The 21908-nt window shown below is 36.5% G+C and carries 38 protein-coding genes; 11 read left to right on the top strand and 27 right to left on the bottom strand.

The genetic code is table 11. The features are described 5' to 3' along the window. Positions 1–78: 78 nt before the first annotated feature. The 5 genes from GNP35_RS06000 to GNP35_RS05980 all read right to left on the bottom strand — a co-directional run bounded on the left by GNP35_RS06000 (position 79) and on the right by GNP35_RS05980 (position 3411). Positions 79–702 (bottom strand): fumarylacetoacetate hydrolase family protein, encoded by a 624-nt coding sequence (locus GNP35_RS06000; protein WP_330997729.1) that lies wholly within the window; start codon positions 700–702, stop codon positions 79–81. Between the two features lie 2 nt (positions 703–704). Continuing rightward, complete coding sequence (locus tag GNP35_RS05995; protein WP_155695279.1) at positions 705–1439, bottom strand: SIMPL domain-containing protein; 735 nt, start codon at positions 1437–1439, stop codon at positions 705–707. A gap of 45 nt (positions 1440–1484) precedes the next feature. Next, positions 1485–1880 (bottom strand): ACT domain-containing protein, encoded by a 396-nt coding sequence (locus GNP35_RS05990; protein ID WP_155695278.1) that lies wholly within the window; start codon positions 1878–1880, stop codon positions 1485–1487. A 271-nt stretch (positions 1881–2151) separates the two neighbouring features. Continuing rightward, a complete protein-coding gene (locus GNP35_RS05985) occupies positions 2152–2799 on the bottom strand; it encodes a 2OG-Fe(II) oxygenase (protein WP_155696056.1) in 648 nt (215 codons plus the stop codon). 345 nt (positions 2800–3144) lie between these two features. Then, entirely contained in the window at positions 3145–3411 is a 267-nt protein-coding gene (locus tag GNP35_RS05980) for a TIGR03643 family protein (RefSeq protein ID WP_155695277.1), read from the bottom strand. 316 nt (positions 3412–3727) lie between these two features. Between GNP35_RS05980 and GNP35_RS05975 the strand changes: the two genes are divergently transcribed. The 3 genes from GNP35_RS05975 (at position 3728) to GNP35_RS05965 (ending at position 6091) form a co-directional block, all read left to right on the top strand. Then, complete coding sequence (locus GNP35_RS05975; RefSeq protein ID WP_155695276.1) at positions 3728–4582, top strand: DMT family transporter; 855 nt, start codon at positions 3728–3730, stop codon at positions 4580–4582. Positions 4583–4683: 101 nt separating this feature from the next. Continuing rightward, positions 4684–5643: an ATP-grasp domain-containing protein gene (locus tag GNP35_RS05970; RefSeq protein ID WP_155695275.1), complete on the top strand. Its 960-nt coding sequence runs from the start codon at positions 4684–4686 to the stop codon at positions 5641–5643. Between the two features lie 121 nt (positions 5644–5764). Then, positions 5765–6091, top strand: coding sequence for a hypothetical protein (locus tag GNP35_RS05965; RefSeq protein WP_155695274.1), 327 nt, complete (start codon positions 5765–5767; stop codon positions 6089–6091). Between the two features lie 145 nt (positions 6092–6236). Here the strand turns inward: GNP35_RS05965 and GNP35_RS05960 are convergent, their stop codons facing one another. From GNP35_RS05960 to GNP35_RS05910, 11 genes are all read right to left on the bottom strand, one after another. Beyond that, a complete protein-coding gene (locus GNP35_RS05960; protein WP_155695273.1) occupies positions 6237–6707 on the bottom strand; it encodes a YehS family protein in 471 nt (156 codons plus the stop codon). A 173-nt stretch (positions 6708–6880) separates the two neighbouring features. Next, complete coding sequence (locus GNP35_RS05955) at positions 6881–7360, bottom strand: hypothetical protein (protein WP_230961319.1); 480 nt, start codon at positions 7358–7360, stop codon at positions 6881–6883. A 174-nt stretch (positions 7361–7534) separates the two neighbouring features. Beyond that, positions 7535–8146, bottom strand: coding sequence for a MarC family protein (locus tag GNP35_RS05950; RefSeq protein WP_155695272.1), 612 nt, complete (start codon positions 8144–8146; stop codon positions 7535–7537). Between the two features lie 96 nt (positions 8147–8242). Continuing rightward, complete coding sequence (locus GNP35_RS05945; RefSeq protein ID WP_155695271.1) at positions 8243–8650, bottom strand: GFA family protein; 408 nt, start codon at positions 8648–8650, stop codon at positions 8243–8245. Between the two features lie 31 nt (positions 8651–8681). Continuing rightward, positions 8682–9101 carry a VOC family protein gene (locus tag GNP35_RS05940; protein WP_155695270.1) on the bottom strand — a complete coding sequence of 140 codons (420 nt, stop codon included), beginning with the start codon at positions 9099–9101 and terminating at the stop codon, positions 8682–8684. A gap of 8 nt (positions 9102–9109) precedes the next feature. After that, the gene (locus GNP35_RS05935; protein ID WP_155695269.1) at positions 9110–9541 is read right to left on the bottom strand and encodes a GNAT family N-acetyltransferase; all 432 of its coding nucleotides are present in this window, start codon (positions 9539–9541) and stop codon (positions 9110–9112) included. Between the two features lie 121 nt (positions 9542–9662). Then, positions 9663–9881: a DUF6500 family protein gene (locus GNP35_RS05930; protein WP_155696054.1), complete on the bottom strand. Its 219-nt coding sequence runs from the start codon at positions 9879–9881 to the stop codon at positions 9663–9665. Positions 9882–10247: 366 nt separating this feature from the next. Then, entirely contained in the window at positions 10248–10538 is a 291-nt protein-coding gene (locus tag GNP35_RS05925) for a hypothetical protein (RefSeq protein WP_155695268.1), read from the bottom strand. A 162-nt stretch (positions 10539–10700) separates the two neighbouring features. Continuing rightward, a complete protein-coding gene (locus tag GNP35_RS05920; RefSeq protein ID WP_155695267.1) occupies positions 10701–10985 on the bottom strand; it encodes a hypothetical protein in 285 nt (94 codons plus the stop codon). A 103-nt stretch (positions 10986–11088) separates the two neighbouring features. Then, a complete protein-coding gene (locus GNP35_RS05915) occupies positions 11089–11577 on the bottom strand; it encodes an AAA family ATPase (RefSeq protein ID WP_155695266.1) in 489 nt (162 codons plus the stop codon). Positions 11578–11685: 108 nt separating this feature from the next. Further along, positions 11686–12282, bottom strand: coding sequence for a hypothetical protein (locus GNP35_RS05910; RefSeq protein WP_155695265.1), 597 nt, complete (start codon positions 12280–12282; stop codon positions 11686–11688). A gap of 170 nt (positions 12283–12452) precedes the next feature. Between GNP35_RS05910 and GNP35_RS05905 the strand changes: the two genes are divergently transcribed. From GNP35_RS05905 to GNP35_RS05880, 6 genes are all read left to right on the top strand, one after another. Further along, entirely contained in the window at positions 12453–12704 is a 252-nt protein-coding gene (locus tag GNP35_RS05905; RefSeq protein WP_155695264.1) for a type II toxin-antitoxin system Phd/YefM family antitoxin, read from the top strand. Continuing rightward, positions 12701–12961, top strand: a complete 261-nt coding sequence (locus tag GNP35_RS05900; RefSeq protein ID WP_330997728.1) for a Txe/YoeB family addiction module toxin — start codon at positions 12701–12703, stop codon at positions 12959–12961. The genes GNP35_RS05905 and GNP35_RS05900 overlap by 4 nt, the downstream gene beginning before the upstream one ends. A gap of 142 nt (positions 12962–13103) precedes the next feature. Next, positions 13104–13382: a type II toxin-antitoxin system RelB/DinJ family antitoxin gene (locus GNP35_RS05895; RefSeq protein WP_155695263.1), complete on the top strand. Its 279-nt coding sequence runs from the start codon at positions 13104–13106 to the stop codon at positions 13380–13382. 2 nt (positions 13383–13384) lie between these two features. Further along, complete coding sequence (locus tag GNP35_RS05890; protein ID WP_330997727.1) at positions 13385–13660, top strand: type II toxin-antitoxin system RelE/ParE family toxin; 276 nt, start codon at positions 13385–13387, stop codon at positions 13658–13660. 650 nt (positions 13661–14310) lie between these two features. Continuing rightward, the gene (locus GNP35_RS05885) at positions 14311–14556 is read left to right on the top strand and encodes a type II toxin-antitoxin system CcdA family antitoxin (protein ID WP_155695262.1); all 246 of its coding nucleotides are present in this window, start codon (positions 14311–14313) and stop codon (positions 14554–14556) included. Next, positions 14556–14873, top strand: a complete 318-nt coding sequence (locus GNP35_RS05880) for a CcdB family protein (protein ID WP_155695261.1) — start codon at positions 14556–14558, stop codon at positions 14871–14873. Before GNP35_RS05885 ends, GNP35_RS05880 begins: the two co-directional genes overlap by 1 nt. 86 nt (positions 14874–14959) lie before the next feature. On the opposite strand, the gene GNP35_RS05875 is transcribed toward GNP35_RS05880, so the two are convergent. The 3 genes from GNP35_RS05875 to GNP35_RS05865 form a co-directional block, all read right to left on the bottom strand. Then, positions 14960–15223 (bottom strand): type II toxin-antitoxin system RelE family toxin, encoded by a 264-nt coding sequence (locus tag GNP35_RS05875; protein WP_155695260.1) that lies wholly within the window; start codon positions 15221–15223, stop codon positions 14960–14962. Then, a complete protein-coding gene (locus GNP35_RS05870; RefSeq protein WP_155695259.1) occupies positions 15210–15443 on the bottom strand; it encodes a ribbon-helix-helix domain-containing protein in 234 nt (77 codons plus the stop codon). Before GNP35_RS05870 ends, GNP35_RS05875 begins: the two co-directional genes overlap by 14 nt. 167 nt (positions 15444–15610) lie before the next feature. Continuing rightward, complete coding sequence (locus GNP35_RS05865; protein ID WP_155695258.1) at positions 15611–15988, bottom strand: hypothetical protein; 378 nt, start codon at positions 15986–15988, stop codon at positions 15611–15613. Between the two features lie 168 nt (positions 15989–16156). Here GNP35_RS05865 and GNP35_RS05860 point away from each other — a divergent pair, with 168 nt between their 5' ends. After that, positions 16157–16396, top strand: a complete 240-nt coding sequence (locus GNP35_RS05860; RefSeq protein WP_155695257.1) for a type II toxin-antitoxin system ParD family antitoxin — start codon at positions 16157–16159, stop codon at positions 16394–16396. Position 16397: 1 nt separating this feature from the next. Then, positions 16398–16688, top strand: a complete 291-nt coding sequence (locus GNP35_RS05855) for a type II toxin-antitoxin system RelE/ParE family toxin (protein ID WP_155695256.1) — start codon at positions 16398–16400, stop codon at positions 16686–16688. Between the two features lie 103 nt (positions 16689–16791). Here GNP35_RS05855 and GNP35_RS05850 read toward each other — a convergent pair whose 3' ends face one another. The 8 genes from GNP35_RS05850 to GNP35_RS05815 form a co-directional block, all read right to left on the bottom strand. Beyond that, positions 16792–17379, bottom strand: coding sequence for a hypothetical protein (locus GNP35_RS05850; RefSeq protein ID WP_155695255.1), 588 nt, complete (start codon positions 17377–17379; stop codon positions 16792–16794). Positions 17380–17488: 109 nt separating this feature from the next. Beyond that, positions 17489–18334: a DUF2971 domain-containing protein gene (locus GNP35_RS05845; RefSeq protein WP_155695254.1), complete on the bottom strand. Its 846-nt coding sequence runs from the start codon at positions 18332–18334 to the stop codon at positions 17489–17491. Between the two features lie 164 nt (positions 18335–18498). Next, positions 18499–19164, bottom strand: a complete 666-nt coding sequence (locus GNP35_RS05840; protein ID WP_155695253.1) for a hypothetical protein — start codon at positions 19162–19164, stop codon at positions 18499–18501. A gap of 150 nt (positions 19165–19314) precedes the next feature. Continuing rightward, complete coding sequence (locus tag GNP35_RS05835; protein ID WP_155695252.1) at positions 19315–19725, bottom strand: hypothetical protein; 411 nt, start codon at positions 19723–19725, stop codon at positions 19315–19317. Positions 19726–19848: 123 nt separating this feature from the next. Continuing rightward, complete coding sequence (locus GNP35_RS05830; protein WP_155695251.1) at positions 19849–20172, bottom strand: hypothetical protein; 324 nt, start codon at positions 20170–20172, stop codon at positions 19849–19851. A gap of 119 nt (positions 20173–20291) precedes the next feature. Further along, positions 20292–20447: a hypothetical protein gene (locus GNP35_RS15565; RefSeq protein WP_230961318.1), complete on the bottom strand. Its 156-nt coding sequence runs from the start codon at positions 20445–20447 to the stop codon at positions 20292–20294. 284 nt (positions 20448–20731) lie between these two features. Beyond that, the gene (locus GNP35_RS05820) at positions 20732–20950 is read right to left on the bottom strand and encodes a hypothetical protein (RefSeq protein ID WP_155695249.1); all 219 of its coding nucleotides are present in this window, start codon (positions 20948–20950) and stop codon (positions 20732–20734) included. Between the two features lie 131 nt (positions 20951–21081). Further along, positions 21082–21888 carry a GIY-YIG nuclease family protein gene (locus tag GNP35_RS05815; RefSeq protein ID WP_155695248.1) on the bottom strand — a complete coding sequence of 269 codons (807 nt, stop codon included), beginning with the start codon at positions 21886–21888 and terminating at the stop codon, positions 21082–21084. Positions 21889–21908 lie beyond the last annotated feature (20 nt).

The following is a 21908-nucleotide window of genomic DNA, read 5'->3' as shown; positions in this document are numbered from 1 at the left end:
AAGACTTTGACTTCACTCACATTATTTAAAGGTATCAATTCTAATTATGATAAGGGCTTAACAGGAAATAGCCAAGTGTTATAACGTTGCAACCAGCCACTTGGCCTCGATAATAACGCGCTCACCTTCCAGTACTTGTCCTTTAAAGGTACTTCCTACTTCTATTTCACCAACGCCTTTAGGTGTGCCAGTCATAATGATGTCGTTATCATATAACGTCATAAATGAAGATATGTCAGATAAACAGGCATTAGGCGGAAATATCATTTGTTTAACAGAACCATGTTGAATTAACTGGTTGTTAATAAATAGCTTAATGGAAAGGTGATTTATGTCTCCAGAAAAAGAAGCGAAATCACTAAATACCGCTGCGCCGTCAAACGCCTTGGCTCGTTCCCATGGCAACCCTTTGGTTTTTAGCTGAGTTTGCAGTTCACGTTTGGTTAAGTCTAAGCCAAAACCAATTGCACTAATCTGATTATTGCTAATCAACAAACAGAGTTCTGCTTCATAGTGGTGGCCATCGGTATTGCTGTCTCCTGCAGAGAGGTGATCAGAAATAGCGGAATTAGGTTTTACAAAAATAACCGGAGTGTCAGGTTGCTCGTTATCCAACTCTTTTATATGTTCAACATAGTTACGGCCTATACAGACTACTTTTGATGGTGTAACGAGCTTATTGTCGAGTTTAATTTGTTTCACGATTAATTAAGCTCTAGGTCAAAAACAACGTTGATAGACGAAGTGAAAACTAAGTTTTCTTGTAAATACTTACCTGGTCTTGCTTTGGCAACCGCATTATCGGAAAAGGTTATGCGTTCTATACTTTGATTGGCGCCATAGCGGTCATAGTTAGAGCTAGAAGTTGAATTGATACTGTAAATTCGACCTAACTTCGCATCGAATGCAGAAGCTAATGTATGGCCTTTTGTTTTGGCATCTTTTACTGCTAATGCACTTGCTTCTTTCTTAAGCTCTAGCTCTTTAGAGGACTTTAATTGAATGTTTCTAATTTCATTGACTCCAACGGTCAGTGCAAAGTCCAAAAAGTCGTTTAATAATTTAATGTCATTTAAGGTCACTTTTAACGTTCGGCTGGCACGAAATCCATCAAGTGTTTGTTGGTTATTTCTGTATAGGTAAACAGGTTGAGTGGAAATGCTAGATGCAGAGACATTGTCTTCAGTAATCATAAATTTACTCAAACCATCGAGCAATTGATTTACGCGATTGTCTATATTCTGCTTGGCGGTAATGCTTTTTTTGTCTTTGTGTTCCAATTCGAGACTAATGACAGCAATATCTGGTGATGCTTGAACTTGTGCAGAGCCTACAATAACAATATGACGATTGTCAGGCACGGAAGCATTTGCTGATAACGAGCTTAAGGCTAACAGTATAAGGCTTGCTAATTGCTGGTAAAAACGATGATTTTTCATAAGTGTCCTTGTCTTATTGGTTCCAATAAAATGATTAGTTTTTTGTTATTGGGTAAATTCATTGAGGGCTGCTAAGGCTTTGTCGGCAACATCAGTTTGTACAAAAATGTGATCATGATAAAAAGCAGCAATCACATTTGCACTTAAGCCTTTTTCCGCAAGCTTAGTTGCAACTGCTGCTGTCAAGCCAACGGCGTTTAAACTCGAGTGTACGGTCAGTGTAATTTGCTTAAAAACACCATCGTATTGCATTCCTTCAGCGTCGGCCGTTTGTTTGCTTATGACAACGGTTAATCCTTCATGCTCTTTAAAGGTCGCAATCGGTTCTAACCTGAGTACATTAAGTAGGGTTGTCTCAATACAACAAAATACATACTCTGTTTCAACGAGCTCTGGCTGCATAGACGTTAATAACGTGTCTAAATTAGTCTCACCATTCAAAACAAAACTCCTACGGCTAATTCAGCCCAACAGTAAAGAAACGCTAAAATAATAAAAAGTAACAGGTGCCAGTGATATTCGACGATATCGAGACCAAAAACATATGGGAGATTGCAAGCTTAACACCTTAATACTCCTTTACTTTTTTGACAGACGAATCCGCCATTTCCAATTTATAAAGATTGGTTAATATGGCGCTTCGTTGGTCATGCTTATTTTGTTAATACGTTAATGTACAGACAATAACTAAGTCAATTAGTTTAAAAGAAATTTAAGCAGGTGGGTCAACCTTATCTCTGCTCGATGAGTTTACTCTAAACCAACCAGCAATAGAGTAACGGTCTCGCTTTGTTGGTAATACTTCATGAGGGAACTCCTCGCTTAAAAATGCCACTAAAGTACCTTGTTGTGGTGCAACGCTTATGCCTTCTAAATCGTGTTGATTTTTATACATAACTAACTCACCACCGTCACCTTGTGACCAACCTGAGTTTAAGTACACCACGATGGACAAAACACGGTTTGTTTCACCTTTAAAAGCATCTAGGTGACGTTTGTAATATTTGCCTGGCGCGTAATGAGCAAAATGGCTTTCGAACGAAAACAAACCTAAATACAAACGTTTATTAAGGTAGTTCTGTAAATTTGATGCCCAATCTAACCAGCTTTTTCCTGCTTCAGTATTGCCTGTTATCCAACAAATCTCGTCGGTTCGAACAAATTCATTTTGTATAAAATCAGTTTCTCTACCTATGCCTGCATTTTTAAAATTAGATTCAGGAATCATTAGTTGTTGCGACTGTAAAGCGGAAATCAATTCAGGTGGCAGAGCCCCGTGTTTAATAGAAAAACCATCTACTGTAAGGTCATGAGCAATGGCGTCAAAAAGAGTGTCATTGGTCCATACTTTGTGAACCAATGTGTGTTGGCTAACATTAACGGTATTGGTCGCAGTAGTATTAGAAGGCGAACTGTTTGGGAGAATATGCTTTTTGAGGTTATGGTTAACTTTTTTAAGCGTTAAATCGCTATGATTTAAAGGAACGGATAATGCGTTCAATAAGGGATTGCCTTAAAAGTGAATTAAAGGCGGAGTCTACTCAAATGTATTAAGATTAGATACACAAATTAGCTAACGTAATTCAAAACTCTGCGTTAAATAGATGCCTAGTGAAACCAATACCAAAATGCACCTATTAACTAGTGAAATCATTAACAGAGTAAAACTACTTCCAAATGAGACTACCTGTTTTTTATAACAGGGTTATCGTTGTTTATATTGAGTGGAGCAGTGAGAGCGAATTATAGACGGATCTCTCAGTTGGAGGTGTTTGGTGGTGCGACCTGAAACTCGTTTACGCCATAGTTTAAAACTACTGTTTTTTAACTTCGTTCTCATAAGTTGAATCACACGCTTTTCACTCATACCGTACAAATGCTCTATTGCTTCAAAAGGCGTTCTATCTTCCCACGCCATTTCTATTATTCTTGATTCATCTGTAGCTGTTAATTCATTTAAGTTATCAGTCATTTTATTAAAGCTCTTAAAATTTTTATACCGAGAATCTATACGGAAACTTTATACTGAGATTTTATTCCGAAGTTTTATACCGAGACTTTATATGGAAACTCTATACCGAGAATCTAAAAGTAAACTTTTTATCCAAATTCTACTCGGGAAATTTATACGGTCGACAGCGTCAAATCGATTACATACAAGTACAAAAATTAGAGTATTTACAGAAAGTTTGAATCCCGTAAACTTGCGACACTATTTTTCCAGCCTATTTCCAACTATTTACCATCAGTAGAATAGGCGATTTGTTTAATTTAATTGAGTTAGTTTAATGCGTTATTTGTTATTGATTACTTTGTTGTGGGCTTTTTCGTTCAGTTTAATCGGGGTTTACTTACGAAATGTTGACCCTTGGTTTTCGGTGCTCGTTAGAACCTTTTTGGCCATGGTTGTGTTTTTGCCGTTTTTAAAACCAATGCCATCTGTAAAGTTCAAGTTAATGGCTATTGGCGCTGTGCAGTTGGGGCTGATGTATGGCTTCTATTATCACTCATTTTTATATCTCAGCGTTCCTGAAGTTCTTTTATTTACGGTACTGACTCCTTTGTATGTCACTCTTTTAAATGATTTATTGGATAAAAGGTTTAATAAGCCGTTTTTCATCGCTGCGCTTGTTGCCGTTATAGGGGCGCTCACAATTCGGCTCGACAACGTAACGTCAGGTTTTCTTTTTGGTTTACTGCTAGTGCAGTGTGCCAATATTTGTTTTGCTTTTGGACAGGTGAGTTACAAAAGGCTCATGTCCTCTGAGTCAAACTTGGCAATTAGTGAAAACCCTAAGGCTTTGTTTGGTTACTTTTATATTGGCGCATTCATTTTAGCGTTGGCTTGTTATGCCTTATTTGGCAATGTCGAACGTTTACCAACAACCACTACAGAGTGGGGGATATTGGTTTACTTAGGTGTCGTTGCTTCTGGACTAGGTTATTTAGGTTGGAATCATGGAGCAACAAGGGTAAATGTGGGTACGTTAGCCGCGATGAATAACTTGCTCATTCCAGCAGGCATTATTGTAAATTTAATAATTTGGAATAGAGAAGCGGACTTAAGTCGCTTAAGTATCGGCGGCGGTATCATCCTTTTATCATTGTGGTTGAGCATTAAAATACGAAAAGCGAATAAATGAAAACCAAATGTTCTTTAGGAAACGCCATTGTTTATACGACAATACATGCAATTAAGTAATCAGATTAATAGTTAGTCTAAATTGAAAGCGATGATCATCCTATGAAAAAAATATATGTACTACACGAAAACAATGAGTGGACTATTCACTTACACCATCGTTTGGATGAATTAGGTCTTCCTTATGAGATGTGGCACCTTGATGAAGGCATGATCGATCTGTCTTCAGAACCACCAGAAGGCGTTTTTTACAATCGTATTAGTGCGTCATCACATACGCGTAACCACCGTTTTGCGCCAGAGTTTACCGAGGCAGTGTTAGCCTGGTTAGAGCATCATGGCAGAACTGTGATCAACGGCAGTCGAGCATTGAGACTTGAGGTAAGCAAAGTTAATCAATATACCGCACTAAATACAGCCGGAATTGAAACACCAAAAACGTTAGCGGCGGTAGGTAAAAAGCAGATTATAGAGGCGGCGGAAAAACTAGATCAACCTTCCTTTATTACTAAGCACAACAGAGCCGGCAAAGGACAAGGCGTGCAGCTGTTTCATTCGCTATCAGCATTATCTGACTATGTTGAAGGTGCCGCATTTGACGAGCCCGTTGATGGTATTACGCTTGTGCAACAATACATTGAAGCGCCAGAACCATTTATAATCAGGCACGAGTTTATTGGCGGTAAGTTTTTATACGCAGTTAAAGTGGACACCTCTGAAGGTTTTGAGCTATGCCCAGCAGATGCTTGCTCTATTGAGGATATGTTTTGTCCTACAAATGAACCTGAAGGCAGCGCACCTAAGGTAAAAGCAAAGTTTGAAATTTTAACGGATTATTACCCAAGTTTTATTCCTGCTTATGAGGCGTTTTTAGCATCTAATAACATTCAAGTCGCAGGTATTGAAGCGATACAAGACCAAGATGGTAATGTTTATGCCTACGACGTAAATACCAATACCAACTACAACTCAGATGCAGAATCGATAGCGGGCACGTTTGCTATGCTTGAGTTAGCTAAATATTTGGAAGCTAAACTCAACGGACTACATCTAACAACCTGAATTCAATAACCTAAACCCAGGAGCTTTTAGTTAAGCATATTGAATTTTGAAATGGGTAGTAAGCGATTTGGCGAAGCTAAGGTATAATTACTTATCTAAGTGCTAACTTAACTGAGAAAAAATGAAATCTTATACCAACATTGAAGAGCTAATTGAGTTGTTTGAAGCAGAGATTGCAGAACTTAATAGTAAAATTAAAACTCTTAAAACAAAGCCAAAAAGCTTAAACGAAGAAATATTATTAAAATACATTGAAACGGCCAGTACGGGCAAAACCAAAGAGTTTGTAAGAGCAAAAGGTGTGCAGTCTGGAAGTGGTTCTATGTTTTCTTCAGCGGATGTAAGTAAGTTAGTAAAAGATGGTGCCGGTGATGTATCTGAAGGTTTATTGACTATTGCCCGCCAAGTGGGTGTATTGACAAAAAGAAAGAACAAAAGCAAAAAATAACGTTTTATTCGACTTAGCCTAAATTTAGGACTTTGTTTGAATTAGAATTACAAAAAAGCCGACTTAGAATTTAACTTCTTAAGTCGGCTTTTTATTTTTAGTAGCGCTACTTGCCTATAGCAGGCATTAACCCCCACAGCAGGCGTTATTTGCTTTGAATAGGTCTATATTTAAGCTGCACACCTTGTAAAAAGTTACGAAGAATCTGGTCTTTACACTCTCGGTAATTTTTATTGCCAGGCTTTCTAAATAGGGCGCTTAACTCATGTTTACTTAAGTTAAAGTCAGCTAACGCTAAAATATCTAATATATCTTCAGCTTGTAAATTAAGGGCGATACGAAGCTTCTGAAAAATCATGTTGTTATTAAGGTTTTTCTCTGGCTCTGGTTGAGCACCTTCTCGTTTGCCGCGTTTTAGGTTGATAAAGCCATTAAGGAATGATGCAAAGTCTTTATCGTGCAGACTTACATACCCTTCGTCTTCTTCTTTTTTTAACCAGTCTGTAATTTGATCATTAGTCACAGAAACATTAGTGGAAGAAAAGATATCAATAAGTGCAGAATCTTTTAAATCAAAAGTAAAGCGAAGGCGGCGTAACACGTCATTATTAGTCAATGTAGATAGTTCCTAGTCTTAGGCTGGGCCCGTGTACCAAAATGGTTGATGGGCGATTAAGTTCATTTTAGCAGAAAGGAAAGGGTAAAGAGACAAAAAAGCCACCTTATATTTATAGGTGGCTTTCAGTTAAGTTACTAAGACGTTAATAAGCTAAATTTATCTGCTAGCGGTTAAATTGTTCCAGACTCACATTGCTCACGTCTTAATCGTTTGTCGACGACCTTTGGAAGCTCTAACTTCGCTACTTTGACCTTAGACACTACTTTTCCGTTTTCAGAATCCTGGATCCAAATGGATATCTGCTCATCGTCTATTTTTCGGTTTAGCGTGTAACTTTCACCAGCACTTAGTTCAATCTCAAAATTAACATAGGCAACTCTTTGGCTATTTGCTGTATCTCGTTTAGATACTAGAGCTTTCACCCAAAGGTTGTGCTTACCAGCCATAAATTGCTTAGGGTTGCTCCAAGTAGTCACTCTCTTTTTATGGCACATCAAATAAACGTATTCCTTATCCGCGCCTCTATCATCCATAAAGTTTTCTATTCGAAAGTGATTATCCTTAATTGAGCTCTTAATTGGTAATACGGAGCAACCTGAAACTATAGAGCCAATAATGGCTGCAACGACTAACTTAATACTTTTCATCATTAAATATCCTTTTTTTGTTGGAAGTAAGCATCTTATATATTTGAAACTTAACATTTTTAGTTAAGACCAGTTTTCGTATTCTTGCAACAATAAAAGGTAACAAACATCGTTTATGACAGAGAAGGTCACTTGGCCTTTGGCTTTTAAACTTAACAGTTTTGCCAAAACTAAAGACTATTGTGTGCCTACCCACTTAGCAATACCAAGAGCTTTCATAATAAATTCAACAGACAACGCAGCTAATATCATTCCCATAATTCTTGTGAGCAGTGATGCGCCGCCGTTTCCAATAACTCTAATAATGCGTGTAGATAACAATAGTAGCGCAAGCGTAATTAACAAAACAAAGAGCATAGTGAGCGAAGTCACTACCTGCTCTTTAATGGTATAAATGTTATTATCGGTAATTAATATCACGGCTAAGATCGCACCAGGGGAGGCTGTTGCTGGAATGGCAAGTGGGAATACTGAAATGTCATGAAGAGGCTCTCCGGTTTCTTCCTGGCTGCCGTTTGAGAATATCATTTGCAAGCCTAACAAAAACAGAATAATGCCTCCTGCAACTTGAAATGAAATGAGGCTTATTCCCATAGCACCTAAAAGTAACTGCCCAACTATTATGGAACCAGTGAGGATAAGTAGCGCATAAAAAATAGTTTTATAGGCTGTTTTCTTGCGTTGTTCAGCCGTTAATTTGAGAGTCAGGCCGGTAAATAGTGCCATTGTTCCAATTGGATCTATGGTGGCCCATATAATCAAGAAATCGTGTAATATTTTATCTAACAATTTACTTCATCCTCTAGAAAGGGTTAATACGTAAATCCACTATAAGGCCAGTAACTGTATCTTCAACTATGACCAAATTAAGAATATTTGACCTAGTTATTTTCGGCTAGGTTCAAAAGAGTCATACCTTGGTAGGTCGGCATCTAAATCTTCCCAGCTTGCTTTAGACGATATGAAATTATGAGATATCGGACGCTCTGAAATATCTGAATCAAAAATACCCAATCTAATTCTTAAACGAGAAGGATCCGATTCACTTGCGCTATAAACTGGTGAGCCGCAATGAGAGCAAAAGTATCTAAAACGTCCTGCCTTAAAAGAAAATCGAGTTAAGCTTTCTTGCCCAGATACTATTTTTAGGTCCGCGGAATTAACGAAACCATTCGTAGCGTAGGCTGTACCGCTATTTTTCCTACAAAGTGAACAATGGCAATGAATTATGTCACTAATTGAGCCTGTTAAATTGATTTTTACTTCTCCGCACAAACAGGAACCAAGGTACATAACTCAGAGCTCTCCACAATTTAGCTTTTTATTAAGACGACTTGTTGATGTTATTTAGTTGAAGCAAATCCCATTTGTTGCCATATAGATCTTCAAAGACAACAACGGTTCCGTATTCTTCAACCCTTGGCGTTTCGTTAAATAAAACCCCATTTTTTTGCATTAATTGATAGTCTCGCCAAAAGTCATTCGTTTGTAGAAATAAGAACACGCGTCCACCGGTTTGATTCCCGACAGCCTGAGTCTGCTTATCATTACTGGCTCTTGCTAGCAGCAAATTTGCGCCATTCGAATTTGGTGGCGATACTTGAACCCATCGCTTACCGTTCCCTAAATCTGTATTTTCAACTAACGTAAACTGAAGCTTTTGAGTATAAAATTCAATAGCCTCATCGTAATCTTTGACAAGTAATGCAATATTACCGATTTGCTGCTGTGTAATGTCAGTCATAACTAAATCTACTTGCCGTTAATATTTGTGATTGAAAAGTGATGGCTAGCAATATTGAAACGGTTTGTTAAATAAAACCGGTGAGCGGGAAACTTTTGAATACCTGAATCTAAGTGTAGTTGCTGACAGCCAAGCTCTAAACAGTAACGTTTAAACCAATTAATGAGAAACGTGCCAACACCATCGGACCGATGGTTTTCATTGGTAACTAAATCATCTATATAAATATGCTTGCCCCAAGCGAGTTTCTCACCGACGACAAAACCAGCCACACATAAAATATCACCATTTGATACGACGTAAGCTAATTGGTAGCCTAACTCCTGCTGTTTTTTAATTTGCTCAATAAGGGAGTTTTGGGTGTATTGTGTTCGCAGTTGAAGTATTACTTCTGCAACAGCAGTTAACTCCATTTCTGAGTTTACTAAACGAACTTCCATTGTTGCTCCTTGATACGAATGTTTGGGTATAGTGCAAGTATTTGTCAGTTAAACTTTGATGAAGAAGGTGTTTAGACAAACCTTATCGGTTTTTTAATTACTCTTTATAACTTTATATAGATTATAAATTACTCTGAACCATTTCTTTTACTTTGTGAGCTTTAATAAAATGATCTAGTTGATGGGTTTGTATCCACCAAGTAGCCGCCTCCATTAGTAATTCAGGGTTATCGTTTTTGTTGGCGAAAAAAGCATAAAAAGATAAACCCACATTATCACCTTTTAATGCTATTTTTTTATCACAAACCTCGATGATTTTACTTCTTAATTCCGGCCTCATAAATAGTCTTCCGTATTTAGCTTGCTTAAACTTACTGCCGAACTGCCGAACTGCCGAACTGCCGAACTGCCGAACTGCCGAACTGCCGAACTGCCGAACTGCCGAACTGCCGAACTGCCGACGTCTGCTGTTTGTTACTAAAAATGATGCTTCACGCTTCAATATAAGCACAATAACTCAAGCTGAGGTTGCCGTGACAAGCTTTAAATTAAATAACAGCCTACTTATAGTCTTTTGGCAATACATTATTATCTTTTAGGTGTTTTTCTAACTTCACCACTTTAGCTAATGCAACTATCCCGAATATAAATCCAATGATTCCAAACGTTTCCATATTTATTTCCCTAATATTAATAAGTCTACTAATTACTTGCCTTTTTGTTTTTCAAACTTTAATTCTTTAAGCGCTGCCAACGAAACTGCATATGTAATGAAAAAAAGAATAAACCCGAGTGTCAAAAAAGTCATGCTAACGTATGGGTTAGTAAAGTCATGAACAAAAATCAAACCCGCACCAAGCGAGGCATTGATAGCAGATAAGTTACCACCTTGTGATAAAGACTTCAGCTTTTGCTTGAGTGGTTTAACAAACTCAATAATAAGCGGTAATACAAGTAATAAAATAATAAATAAGTCTAATTTGTTGCTAGTGCCCAAAACATTCTCCGGTTTAAAAACGCCTGACTGAGAGGCCATTTATAGGCTAAAATATTATGTGCATAGACAATAGCCTCTACTTGCCTGTGCATTGAGATACTAGAAAGCTTCAATAATCTTGTAAGCTTCAAGAACCTTGTTAGATTTCGAAAAATTTATATTCTACCTACGGACCAGTACTTCAGTGTGCTCTTCGACTGTTTTTACATTTGAGCGTTCAATCACCTTGACTAACGTAGTTTGAATTACTTCGTCAGACCTTGCGTCACCGTCACTTGAAAAGCTTTGTATTTGAGCATCAGCACCTTCCTCTAAAGTAAAACTCACTTCCACCTCATTAGCCCATGCTGTTGTTTCGCCATAATAAGTTAATGAGAGTTTTGGGTAGCCGTGAAACCCACTTTTCACTCTTTTTGCAATACGTTTTTTCGATTTATCCAGATTCATAACCACTCCCAAAAGAAACGACCTAATATTGGACGTTTACAGCTTGTTAAATTGTTTGCCAAAGGTTCGAGCAAGCTTTCACGATACCTTTTTTAACCATCTTTTATGAACGTCTATCATTTGAGCTAAACATTATTTTTTTGCCTTTAAAACTATCAAATAATTTTTGATGCGCAACTTTTGAAAAGGTGTCTTCACGGGTGTCATACATAGAAATCCAGTCCATAAGCATTTTTAAATTTGCATCCTGTTTCTCTTTACTCTCATACTTATGTTGTTCCCAAGGTCGTCTTTTAGCGTTATTTATGCACTCGTTAATTGGCAAGTTAAGAAATACAACATCAGTAGCCATCGGAATAACTAGCTTTAAGAGATCAGAATAACAGCCTTCTATAACCCAACGTTTATTTGAAGTTAAAAAGTCACTAATTAACTTTTCAGAGTCGGAGATTAGCATTCGTTCTGGCGGAAGTATTTGCTGCCAAGCAATATTGTCCAGATCTAAATGGCTTAAGTTATGTTTCATTACAAGCTCTTTTGCTAATGTTGATTTTCCAGAGCCTGAATTTCCGAATATTACGAATTTACTCAAAGCACCTCCGAAGTACATAACGCCTCGTTTAGAGACAAATAATATGTTGGCTAAAATAAGCGACGTAGGAGCAAAAGCCAACTGTTTTTTGTCCTTTCAAGTGACTTGTTAGAAAACGTTTCGACCAAGCCTCTCAAGTGCACTTTTTAGAATGATTCTTTGATCATCAACGACAATATACCTTTCGCTGTTAGCCCCAATTACCTTCCTCCATTCACTCTCCCAGAACACCCAGGCCTCATCAGTAACAAAATTCAATTTAAAGTCCGCTTGCCCATCCATACCGAAATCTTCAACTGATAAAATCAATTCACCTTCTACATTTAAAACAGAATAAGTCAAAAAATCTAATACACCATCACCATCAGTATCATTTACGCTTACATATGGCTGACCAGAGTTCTTTTGAAAAATTGCAGCTCCGTATGAGTTTTTTGGATTTGAATCTATACCTATATTAATTGAGACTGAATTAGGATTTGAGACATTAAACAAGTGCGTAGTGGTCGAGCTAGGTTCAAAATCTTTACCGAGTACATTAGCCTTAACTGACTCTAACTTAAATCCATCCAAATTAATTGATTTCGAAGATTTTATCGCTTTTTTAGATTTAACTACCTCCGCAAGTTTATTTGTAATTTCTTCCTCTGTAGCCAATATGTCAAATGACATTAATGAAACTAATAAAACAAAAAATTGCCTCACTGAACTCTCCATAGTTTTCTAACGCTTCAATAAGAAGCAAAAAAATAGTTGCTTATACTTTAGCGACGTAGGAGCAGGAGGCAACTGTTTTTGTCTTTCTTAATTGACTTGTTATGTACCTTTGCTTATATTGTACGATAATCCGTACATGACCATTTTGGAGATTAATTATGGATGCAATAAGTTACACATCAGCTAGAGCAAACTTAGCTAGCACAATGGCACATGTTTGTAATGATCATGCCCCAATTATTATTACTCGAAAAAGCGAAGATCCTGTAGTCATGATATCTCTTGAAGATTACAACGCAATGCAAGAGACAACTTACTTGCTAAGATCACCAGCGAATGCAAGGTCATTGTTAGAATCAATAGCGGAGTTAGAATCTGGAAGCGGTACGGAAAGGGAATTGATTGAGTGAAATTAACTTTTTCAACATTGGCGTGGGAACAATATCTTTATTGGCAAACTACCGATAAAAAGATACTAAAACGCATCAATCTACTGATAAAAGATATTCAAAGAACCCCACATGAAGGTCTTGGGAAACCAGAGCCTCTTAAGCATGGACTTTCAGGTTACTGGTCTAGACGAATAAATGATGAGCATAGAATAGTCTATAAACTAAATGACGACTCTATTCTAATTGCACAACTGCGATATCACTACGGTACATAACGCTTCAATAAGAGGCTCAAAATTAATTGGTTATACTTTAGCGATGTTTGCGTTGTAAACCAATTGATTTTAGTCCGCCTTGATTGACTTGTTAGTTGCCCTTAGTTAACCTGTGAGTACATATGTAGTCACATGGTGAGTTATGGACACGCGAATACAGTTTAGAATAGATGAAGATGTGAAAAAACTGGCTCAAAAAATGGCCGAAAGCCAGGGTAGGACTATTAGCGATGCCTGTAGAGAATTAACAGAGCAATTGGCCGAGCAGCAACGTTTGAAAACATCTCATGACTCTTGGCTGACAGAGCAAGTTAATCAAGCCTTTGAGAAATTGGACTCGGGCAGATCCAAGTTTATAGAGCATGAAGTGGCCAAGTCTGCAATGGCCCAAAGAAAAGCAAAAATTAGATTACGGGATTAACAGTGATTTATTGGGAAGAACAATCGCTAAATGACCGAGAGAAGATATTTGAGTTTTTATATGAGTTTAATCCATTGGCCGCTGAAGCAACCGATGATGCTATTGTAGATAAGGTAGAGAATCTTTTATACCAACCAGAAATGGGTGTTGAGCGAGATGGTATTTCAGGAAGATTATTAATTATCCCAGAGACATCCATGATAGTTTCCTATTACTTTGATGGAAAAAACATAAGAGTCATGAGAGTACTCCACACAAAGCAAAAATTTCCAGAATAAAACTTGGCCACTAACGCCTGGTTAAGAGGCGAGTTTTAGCTTGCTAAACTGTTTGCCGAAGGCTCGAGCAAGCTTTTACGAGACCCTCTTGAACCACTTGTTAACTATCACTAGCCAACGTTGAACATTCAGAAAACTACTTTACCTAAATTCCTTTCTAAATCAACTCGCTAATTGTTCAGAAAACCGAAGGCCTACTACTCGAATAGTTGAGAAGCCAAGCCATGAGCGCGGCGATAGTAAGACCAAAAGAAAAAAGCTCCAAAACCTTTAGCAACTTTAAGCAACGATGTTGAAACTAATTCAAGCCTTACTGAACGTACTTATTTGTTTGAACTTTCAATAGCCAAGCGGCTAAGCTTGGCGTTTCGTGATACTGTCCAATAGCTTTTGAAAGCAGACTGAAAAGTTCAGAATAAAGAGAAAAGGGGACGTTCAAATCCGTGAAACTCTTATATTGCGACAGATTAATTATATTGCAGAATTTTACGTGAAGTTAACGCCTCAATAAGAGGCTAAAAATTAATTGGTTATACTTTAGCGGTGTTTGCGTTGTAAACCAATTGGTTTTAGTCCTACTTTATTGACTTGTTATTTGCCCGTTGTTGCAATAGCATTAATGCGCAACGATTATGCGCATGAGGTACAACATGAAAAATGAAAGCTTTAACAAGCCACCCAAAAAAGCCACTAACCTGAGCTTAAGCAGTGATTTACTAGCTGAAGCTAAGCGATTAAATATCAATCTATCAGCAACGATGGAAAAGGCGTTAAAACAAGAAGTAAGCGAAAGGTTAAGTGAGGAGTGGTTAGAGAATAACAGTGACGCTGTTAATGCGTGCAATAAGTTAACTGAAAGTTTTGGCTTATTTTCAGATGCCTACAGGAAGTTCTGATGTCTCAGTTTTTTCTATATAAGAATCAAGATAGGTCTTCATCAAAAGCATATCCTTATTTTGTTAACGTACAGTCAGATTTGTTAAGCAGTTTGGACTCTAGAATGGTTATACCATTAACTCCTTTAGAGCTAATTGAATCGAAAGCGCCGAGTTACTTGTGTCCAGTTATTCATATAGAGCAAGGTGACTTTGTTATTTTGACTCAACAAATGACGAGCGTACCAGTGAAGATATTAAAAGATGAAGTAAACGACCTAAGCACATTTCGAAATGAAATTGTCGCCGCACTCGATTTCCTGATTACGGGCATATAACGCCTGGTTAAGAGGCGAGTTTTAGCTTGCTATAATGTTTGCCGAAGGCTCGTGCAAGCTTTTACGAGACCTTCTTGAACCACTTGTTAGAAGCCCTTATAAACCGCAGATCGATGTCCTACCTTAATTACGTTAACTATCAACAAATCATCTTTGATTTCATAAATAATACGATATAAACCTTGTCTTACCCGATAATTATTAGAGCCGGACAATTTAATACATCCCTCAGCCCTAGGATCATCAATTAAGCCTTCAATGGTTCTCAAAATTTTAGAAACATCCTTATTTGGAATGTTTTTAAAGTCTTTCGTGACTGACTTTTTAAACGAAAGTTTATATTTTGCCATCTAACTTAAGCTCATTTAGAAAGTCTTCATATGACAATTCAGGCTCTTTAGAGCGTTCAGAAATAGCGGCGAGATCTTCTTGATCTTCGCGCATCAATAAACGAACAGCTTCATCAATAAGCTCAGAAACCGAAACATCAGAAGACGCAGCACGAATTTTCAATGCTTGATGAATAGCTGGCTCAAAATATACAGTAGAACGTTTAGATAAATTACTCATGGTTAAACTCCACAATGTTATAGCGTTTTAACATTGTAGCATCATTGTTGTTTAAAACCAGATTTTAAATAGGGCTTCTAACGCCTGGTTAAGAGGCGAGTTTTAGCTTGCTAGACTGTTTGCCGAAGGCTCGTGCAAGCTTTTACGAGACCCTCTTGAACCACTTGTTATATTTTTTGTACGTTGTTACTCAGCAATGTTGCTACAAGTAATGACGGGATTGCTGCATAAATCATTGAAACAAATGGCAAGCTAAGCGCTAAAAATACAATTAAGAATAAAACAATAGGTAACGAAAAGTAAAACAAGTTCAGTCTAGTGAATTGTAAAAAAGCTTTGCGAAAACTGATTACAAAAATTGAAGATAATAAAGAGGCAAAAACAACGATTAGCACATTGGAATAGTAAAACGCAGAATCACCGCCTATTTGTTGAATAAGCAGGGGAACTGGCATTGCGGCCACTTCAGCGATAATGAAGATAAAAGAATAAGACAGTACGCAACCGGCTAAAAGAGAAAGAATGTTTTTCTGTAGATTATCCATATTAGACTCCGTCCTTTGATGAAAATATAACGCTTCAATAAGAAGCAAAAAAATAGTTGCTTATACTTTAGCGACGTAGGAGCAGGAGGCAACTGTTTTTGTCTTCCTTAATTGACTTGTTATGTTTTTGGTACCAAAATGTATCAGATATTGGTATCGGAGGTTGTGATGGCGAAAAATACAAGTGTTACATTAGGTGAGCATTTTGACTCATTTATTAGCCAGCAGTTAGAGACTGGCAGGTATGGATCTGCAAGTGAAGTGCTAAGAGCTGGATTACGAGCCTTAGAAGATCAGGAATTAAAAATGAATAATCTAAGGAATATGTTAGTTGAGGGAGAGAACAGCGGAATAGCTAATTATTCATATGACACTCTCTTAAATGATTTGGATAAAGAAAATCACTAATATGAAGTTTCACTTATCTAAAAAAGCTCATTCAGATTTAATGAAAATTGGTCGTTACACGCAACTTAACTGGGGCCAGCAGCAGAGAAATGACTATTTAAAGTTACTTGATAGCGCATTTAATCAAATAGCAGAGGAGCCAGAACTAGGTTATGTCTGCGATTACATTAGAGAAGGTTATAGAAAGCGACCGCAAGGAAGTCATGTCATCTATTACAAAGAATTTGGCAAGGAAGAGGTCGTAATTATTCGAGTTCTTCATAAAAGCATGGATGTACACCGAGCCCTCTGAAAACATAACGCTTCATTAAGAAGCGAGTTTAGGCTTGCTAAACTTTGCGACGAAGGAGCTCGGCAAGCCGTGACGAGTCTTTCTTTAATGACTTGTTATATGGCTATTTGCCGTCTAACCAACACTTTGAAAATACTATGTTATCAGAGTTTGAAACAACAAGTTTATGAACATAATTTAACCCATGGACAGGTTCCGGATATTTACCAACCATATACGCTGCATTAGATGAGGCAATCAATTTGTCATTTATACTTACCGTTGCATCATTGTTTAGTAATACGCCCTCGAATAACCCTTGGTAACCTGCCATCACATGAATTGCTTTATTTAACTCTTGCCCTTGCAACCCTTCTGTCAGTATCCAAAGGCTTGAATGATCAACCAGTTTGTTTTTAGGTAATTCAGACAAGCTACTGACTATGAATGCTTTTGCATTTTCTAAATAGGGCTTGTGAGTTGCCATATTTCTCTCAACAAAATCTATTGCTTTTGAAACAGAGACAATAACTTTTGAATTGCTAGATTTATAGAAAATAGCAGGTAGCTCGTAAGTTACGGGATGGCTTAAATCGGACTTCCATTTAACAGGGTAAGTGTTGAGCTCGCAAGGGTCGGATTCAGCATATACTCGGCTAGAAGTTAAAAAGATAATCAATACTAGAATATAACGCATACTTTCCCAAGCCATATAACGCCCCATTAAGAGGCTAAAAATTGTGGGCTAAACTTGAGCGAAGCGAAAAGCCCACTGTTTTTAGTCCTTTTGAATGGCTTGTTAGGCATACATATCAGATAAGTTATAAATTAATAACCTTGATCCCGTAACCAGACTCTAACTTCTGCGCTTGTTTGAATACTATGTGATTTTTATCCTCAGTGTTACATATATTCTTAATCGTATTTTTGTCATTTTCTGACATTCTAAGGCCAAAAGTAATACTTTTGATAGATTTTGAATCATATTTTATAGGGCCTTTAGATTTACTAACAAGCCTGACTTCTTTTTCATATGCCCAGTCAGTATATTTATTACCCATAATAGCGGTAGCAAGTTGGGTTTCTTCATTCTTTGATAACATTCGCCCTAACTTTTTGTACTTAGCTTCCCATTCCAATCTGGGTAAGTCTTTATTATCACAAAACATTATTATATAAAATTCAATTAGAAGTTCAGGATTATTTAGGTCTTCAAAGTCATCTAAGTATTGAACATTAATAATATCCGTAGGTGAAGCTACATGCTCCGCTAGATCGTTAAATTCTATGCAGAACCCCTTATGATCTTCTGCATAATGGCTCCACATCAAAATATTATTTTCTATTTCACTTAAACAAAGTATCCCAATATTAATAATATTCTCTTGTATTCTAGCTAAAGTTTCTTCCCTTTCTTTAAGGGTTTCTTCGCTGGGTTTTCCAACTAGGCTAACAAAATGAAGAAAGTCTTTTCGTGATATTTCTTTGCTATCAAATAGTCCTCTAAGTTTTTTTCTAGCATTTTTGTTATATTTGGCTAAATCTGGAGCTGGATTTCCAAATTCGAAAGGATCATTAAAATCTTTATATGTTGAAAAAAACATTTCATTATTTATCAACCCTTCAAGGGAGTATTTAGATGTACTTCTATATTTATATAATTTCATAAATTGCAATTTTGAAATAATGCGGAATTGGCACCTGTATGCCTAACGCCTCAATAAGAGGCTAAAAATTAATTGGTTATACTTTAGCGGTGTTTGCGTTGTAAACCAATTGGTTTTTGTCCGACTTAATTGACTTGTTATGTTTTAGTAAACACAAGCCATAATTAGATCTTGTCAATATAATTATTTGAAAAAACACCACATATTTCAGGTACAATAACACCATCTAGATCGATAACAATACTTGTATCGTTATCTGAACAAATAGATTCATCCTGAGTTAAAGTTTCTCCCTGAAATATATAACTAAATGCATCTGGTGCTATATTGCAATTCCCATTGAGAGCAAGCTTATAAGACTTATCTAATGCTTCAGTTACATCATAAGATATATGAAACCTAATAAAACTGTTGAACTTACTTGGAATACCAATATCAGTTTTTAAAACTTTGTTTATATTATATATAGAGAAATCTCCATTTTTTAAAGAAGAGCTATTTTTAACAGAAATAGCAGGAGAAACGGAAGCGGAAGCTACTTTACAAGTAAGAGGAACATCACTATTGTTTCGAAAATAGGCATCTATATACACATATCCTTTATTTTTATCCTTAAAACTGAATTCATAAACCTTTTTAAAACTGATAGTTATATTTGGAGTAAGGCTATTTATTATTTTAATTCTAGTAGCAGCAGCTTCAAATTCAGACTTTTCTTTGTTAACAATATTTAGATTTACTTCGTGCCTGATAATTAAAGCAAAAGCTAAGATAGAACTAAAAATTGTAAAAAATGTTTGAAGAATTACTAACCTTTTAACTTTTATCATCGTATTTCCTTATAAATATGAATAAACTTTTTGAACGATGAACTATTAGCAGTCAAAAACATAACGCCTGGTTAAGAGGCGAGTTTTAGCTTGCTAAACTGTTTGCCGAAGGCTCGAGCAAGCTTTTATGAGACCCTCTTGAACCACTTGTTAGCTTTCTTTTTTACCATAGTTAGCAACAAAAAATACTAACCCTGCGAATAAGCCAGTAACTACAAACCCTGCCAATTGTTTAAAAGATTGTATATAGCCAGCGAGGGTTATTGTATTGTCGTTGACTAATACAACGTCATTTATGATATAGCTTTCATAGTTAAAAGGAAATACGAAAAACAATGATACAAAACATGTTGAAAATATAGAAGAAAGGACAACAGAGTATATTGAGTAACCATACTTTTTTGTAATTACACAATAAGCTGGGTATGCAGTTACAGGAACTAAAAATAGAACAAAAATTAATGAATAAATAAAGATTTCTTTAGGGACAAAATCGACTTCCATTGCCAACGCCATTGGAGCGAGAAAAGCAATAACAACAGAAGCTATAATAAAACTCAAGATAGTTCTCAAATTCGACACCTGTGAAGAAAGCTAACGCCTGGTTAAGAGGCGAGTTTTAGCTTGCTATAATGTTTGCCGAAGGCTCGAGCAAGCTTTTACGAGACCCTCTTGAACCACTTGTTATACGGCTTTTTTATTTAGCACACGCTTAAGGCCTATCAGCATTAAACGGTCATTAATTTCTGAAACAATAATTCGGGAAAACACTAATCCTAAAAACACCGAAAGAACAAACGTAAAAGTCGAAAGACCCCAGAGATAATAACCGGCGCCTAAAAATAAAGATATGCAACTTACTCGGACAATGATTGCAATAACCGCAAAACTAGGCAATGAAGTATTTGATTGAATTTCGTCTCGAGCCTGTTCAAGTATGGAGAATTGTTTATCCCTACTTAGTTCGGAAATTTCCTCGAAGCGTTCAATATACTCTTTTATGTCCATGTACACCCATGCTGTATAACGCCTCAATAAGAGGCTAAAAATTAATTGGTTATACTCTAGCGGTGTTTGCGTTGTAAACCAATTGATTTTAGTCCTGCTTAATTGACTTGTTATTGCTACTACTTCTCGCTGTCATCTAAAGGCTCACCATTTTCATCAACCTTTTTGATGTATTCTTTTTTTATATTCTCAATTTTTTTGATTTCTTGCTGAGGTATCGGAAATATAGATATTATTGGAAATATAGCTAAAAAGAAAAGCGCACCTTTTGACATTTTTTTGCTCCAAACGACCAAGTTTATTAAGGTCTTTATCACGGCAAAACTTAGTGTTATTAGTGAAAAGTAGAAAATAAAATCGTCAATCGTAATTTTGAGAAAGATGTCCATCGAGTGTTTCCCTATTATCGTTTTAGTATAAGTGAGGGATTTGTTCGATTTTTCAAGTAGCTATAACGCCTGGTTAAGAGGCGAGTTTTAGCTTGCTAAACTGTTTGCCGAAGGCTCGAGCAAGCTTTGACGAGACCTTCTTTAACCACTTGTTATATGCAATTGAGCACCTAAAAATTAGATGCGTTATTATTTGAAATATCATCTTTAAGCGCCAAAACTGCTACAAATATTAATCCTAATGGCGGTATAAATGATAATAAAAAGCCAATGAAGGTTGTTGTTTTAACATTTTGGGTTTTACGTTTACCGAGATAGTAGCTTAAACCACTTATTACGATAATTGATATTAAAATAAACTGACCGAATAATGTTGCATTGATGTTCATACTAAACTCCTTTTTGCATATAACGCTTGCCTAATCGGCAATTACTAATGGGCTAAAGTATTGAGCGCAGCGACAATAGCCCATATTAATTGTCCGAGCGAACCTGAGAGCGAATTGAGGCACTTGTTATATTAATTTTTGTTCAAACCAAATACTTTAGTTCCAAGCTTTTTTTTATAAAGGCTTTCGACCGCAATAACATCTTTATTAGATAGGTTACTAGGTAAAGACTGTAAAATTGTGAATTGAAAGTTTTTGTAATATTGGGTTTCAATTAAGCACAGCTCCTTTAGTAATTCATTACCACCATGTCCTGTCTTGGAATATTCACTCCAACGCTGCCAAATACCATCTTTACCATACGCAGAACCAATATATTGATTCCCAGTAACTTTATCCAATATTAGATAAATACCATTAATTGAAGATAATTGGAGGTACCACTCTCGGTTTGCACTTAGGTTTTCTCCAAGCTTTTTAAGCTCAGGGTAATCTAAAGTGAAGTCTAGAAGCCCAGGGAATTCTCCTAGATAGCCTTTAGGGAGTAACTCAACAATATCTTTAGGGTTGCTATCCACCCATTGATGCCAAGTTATAGCGCTTTTTCCCCAATCTATGACTAGGCGCTCTTTAAAGTCATCAAAACCGTCAACTTCATTTAATACGTACTCATAACCACGGAAGCATTCTTTAATACCATCAACTTTAAACATTCCTATAAATACTGCTCTAGATTGTTCAATACCAACAAACGATGCAATATAGTCACATTTCTCAAATACATTCTTTGATTGTTCCGCCTGATATTTTAATAACTCTGCACGGTCTTTGATTAACTCTCTGTACTGCTTTCTATTGTCTTTATGCCTGACATATTTCACTTTAGATTTTTCAAGAATATCAGTTTTTAATGACAGGACTTCTTTGAAAGTTAACACCAAACTCTCCAATTAATATA

The organism is Psychrosphaera haliotis, assembly GCF_009728465.1.
Classification (GTDB): domain Bacteria; phylum Pseudomonadota; class Gammaproteobacteria; order Enterobacterales; family Alteromonadaceae; genus Psychrosphaera; species Psychrosphaera haliotis.
The sequence above is the reverse complement of the archived record's forward strand: the minus strand, read 5'-3'. Positions and strand labels throughout refer to the sequence as shown.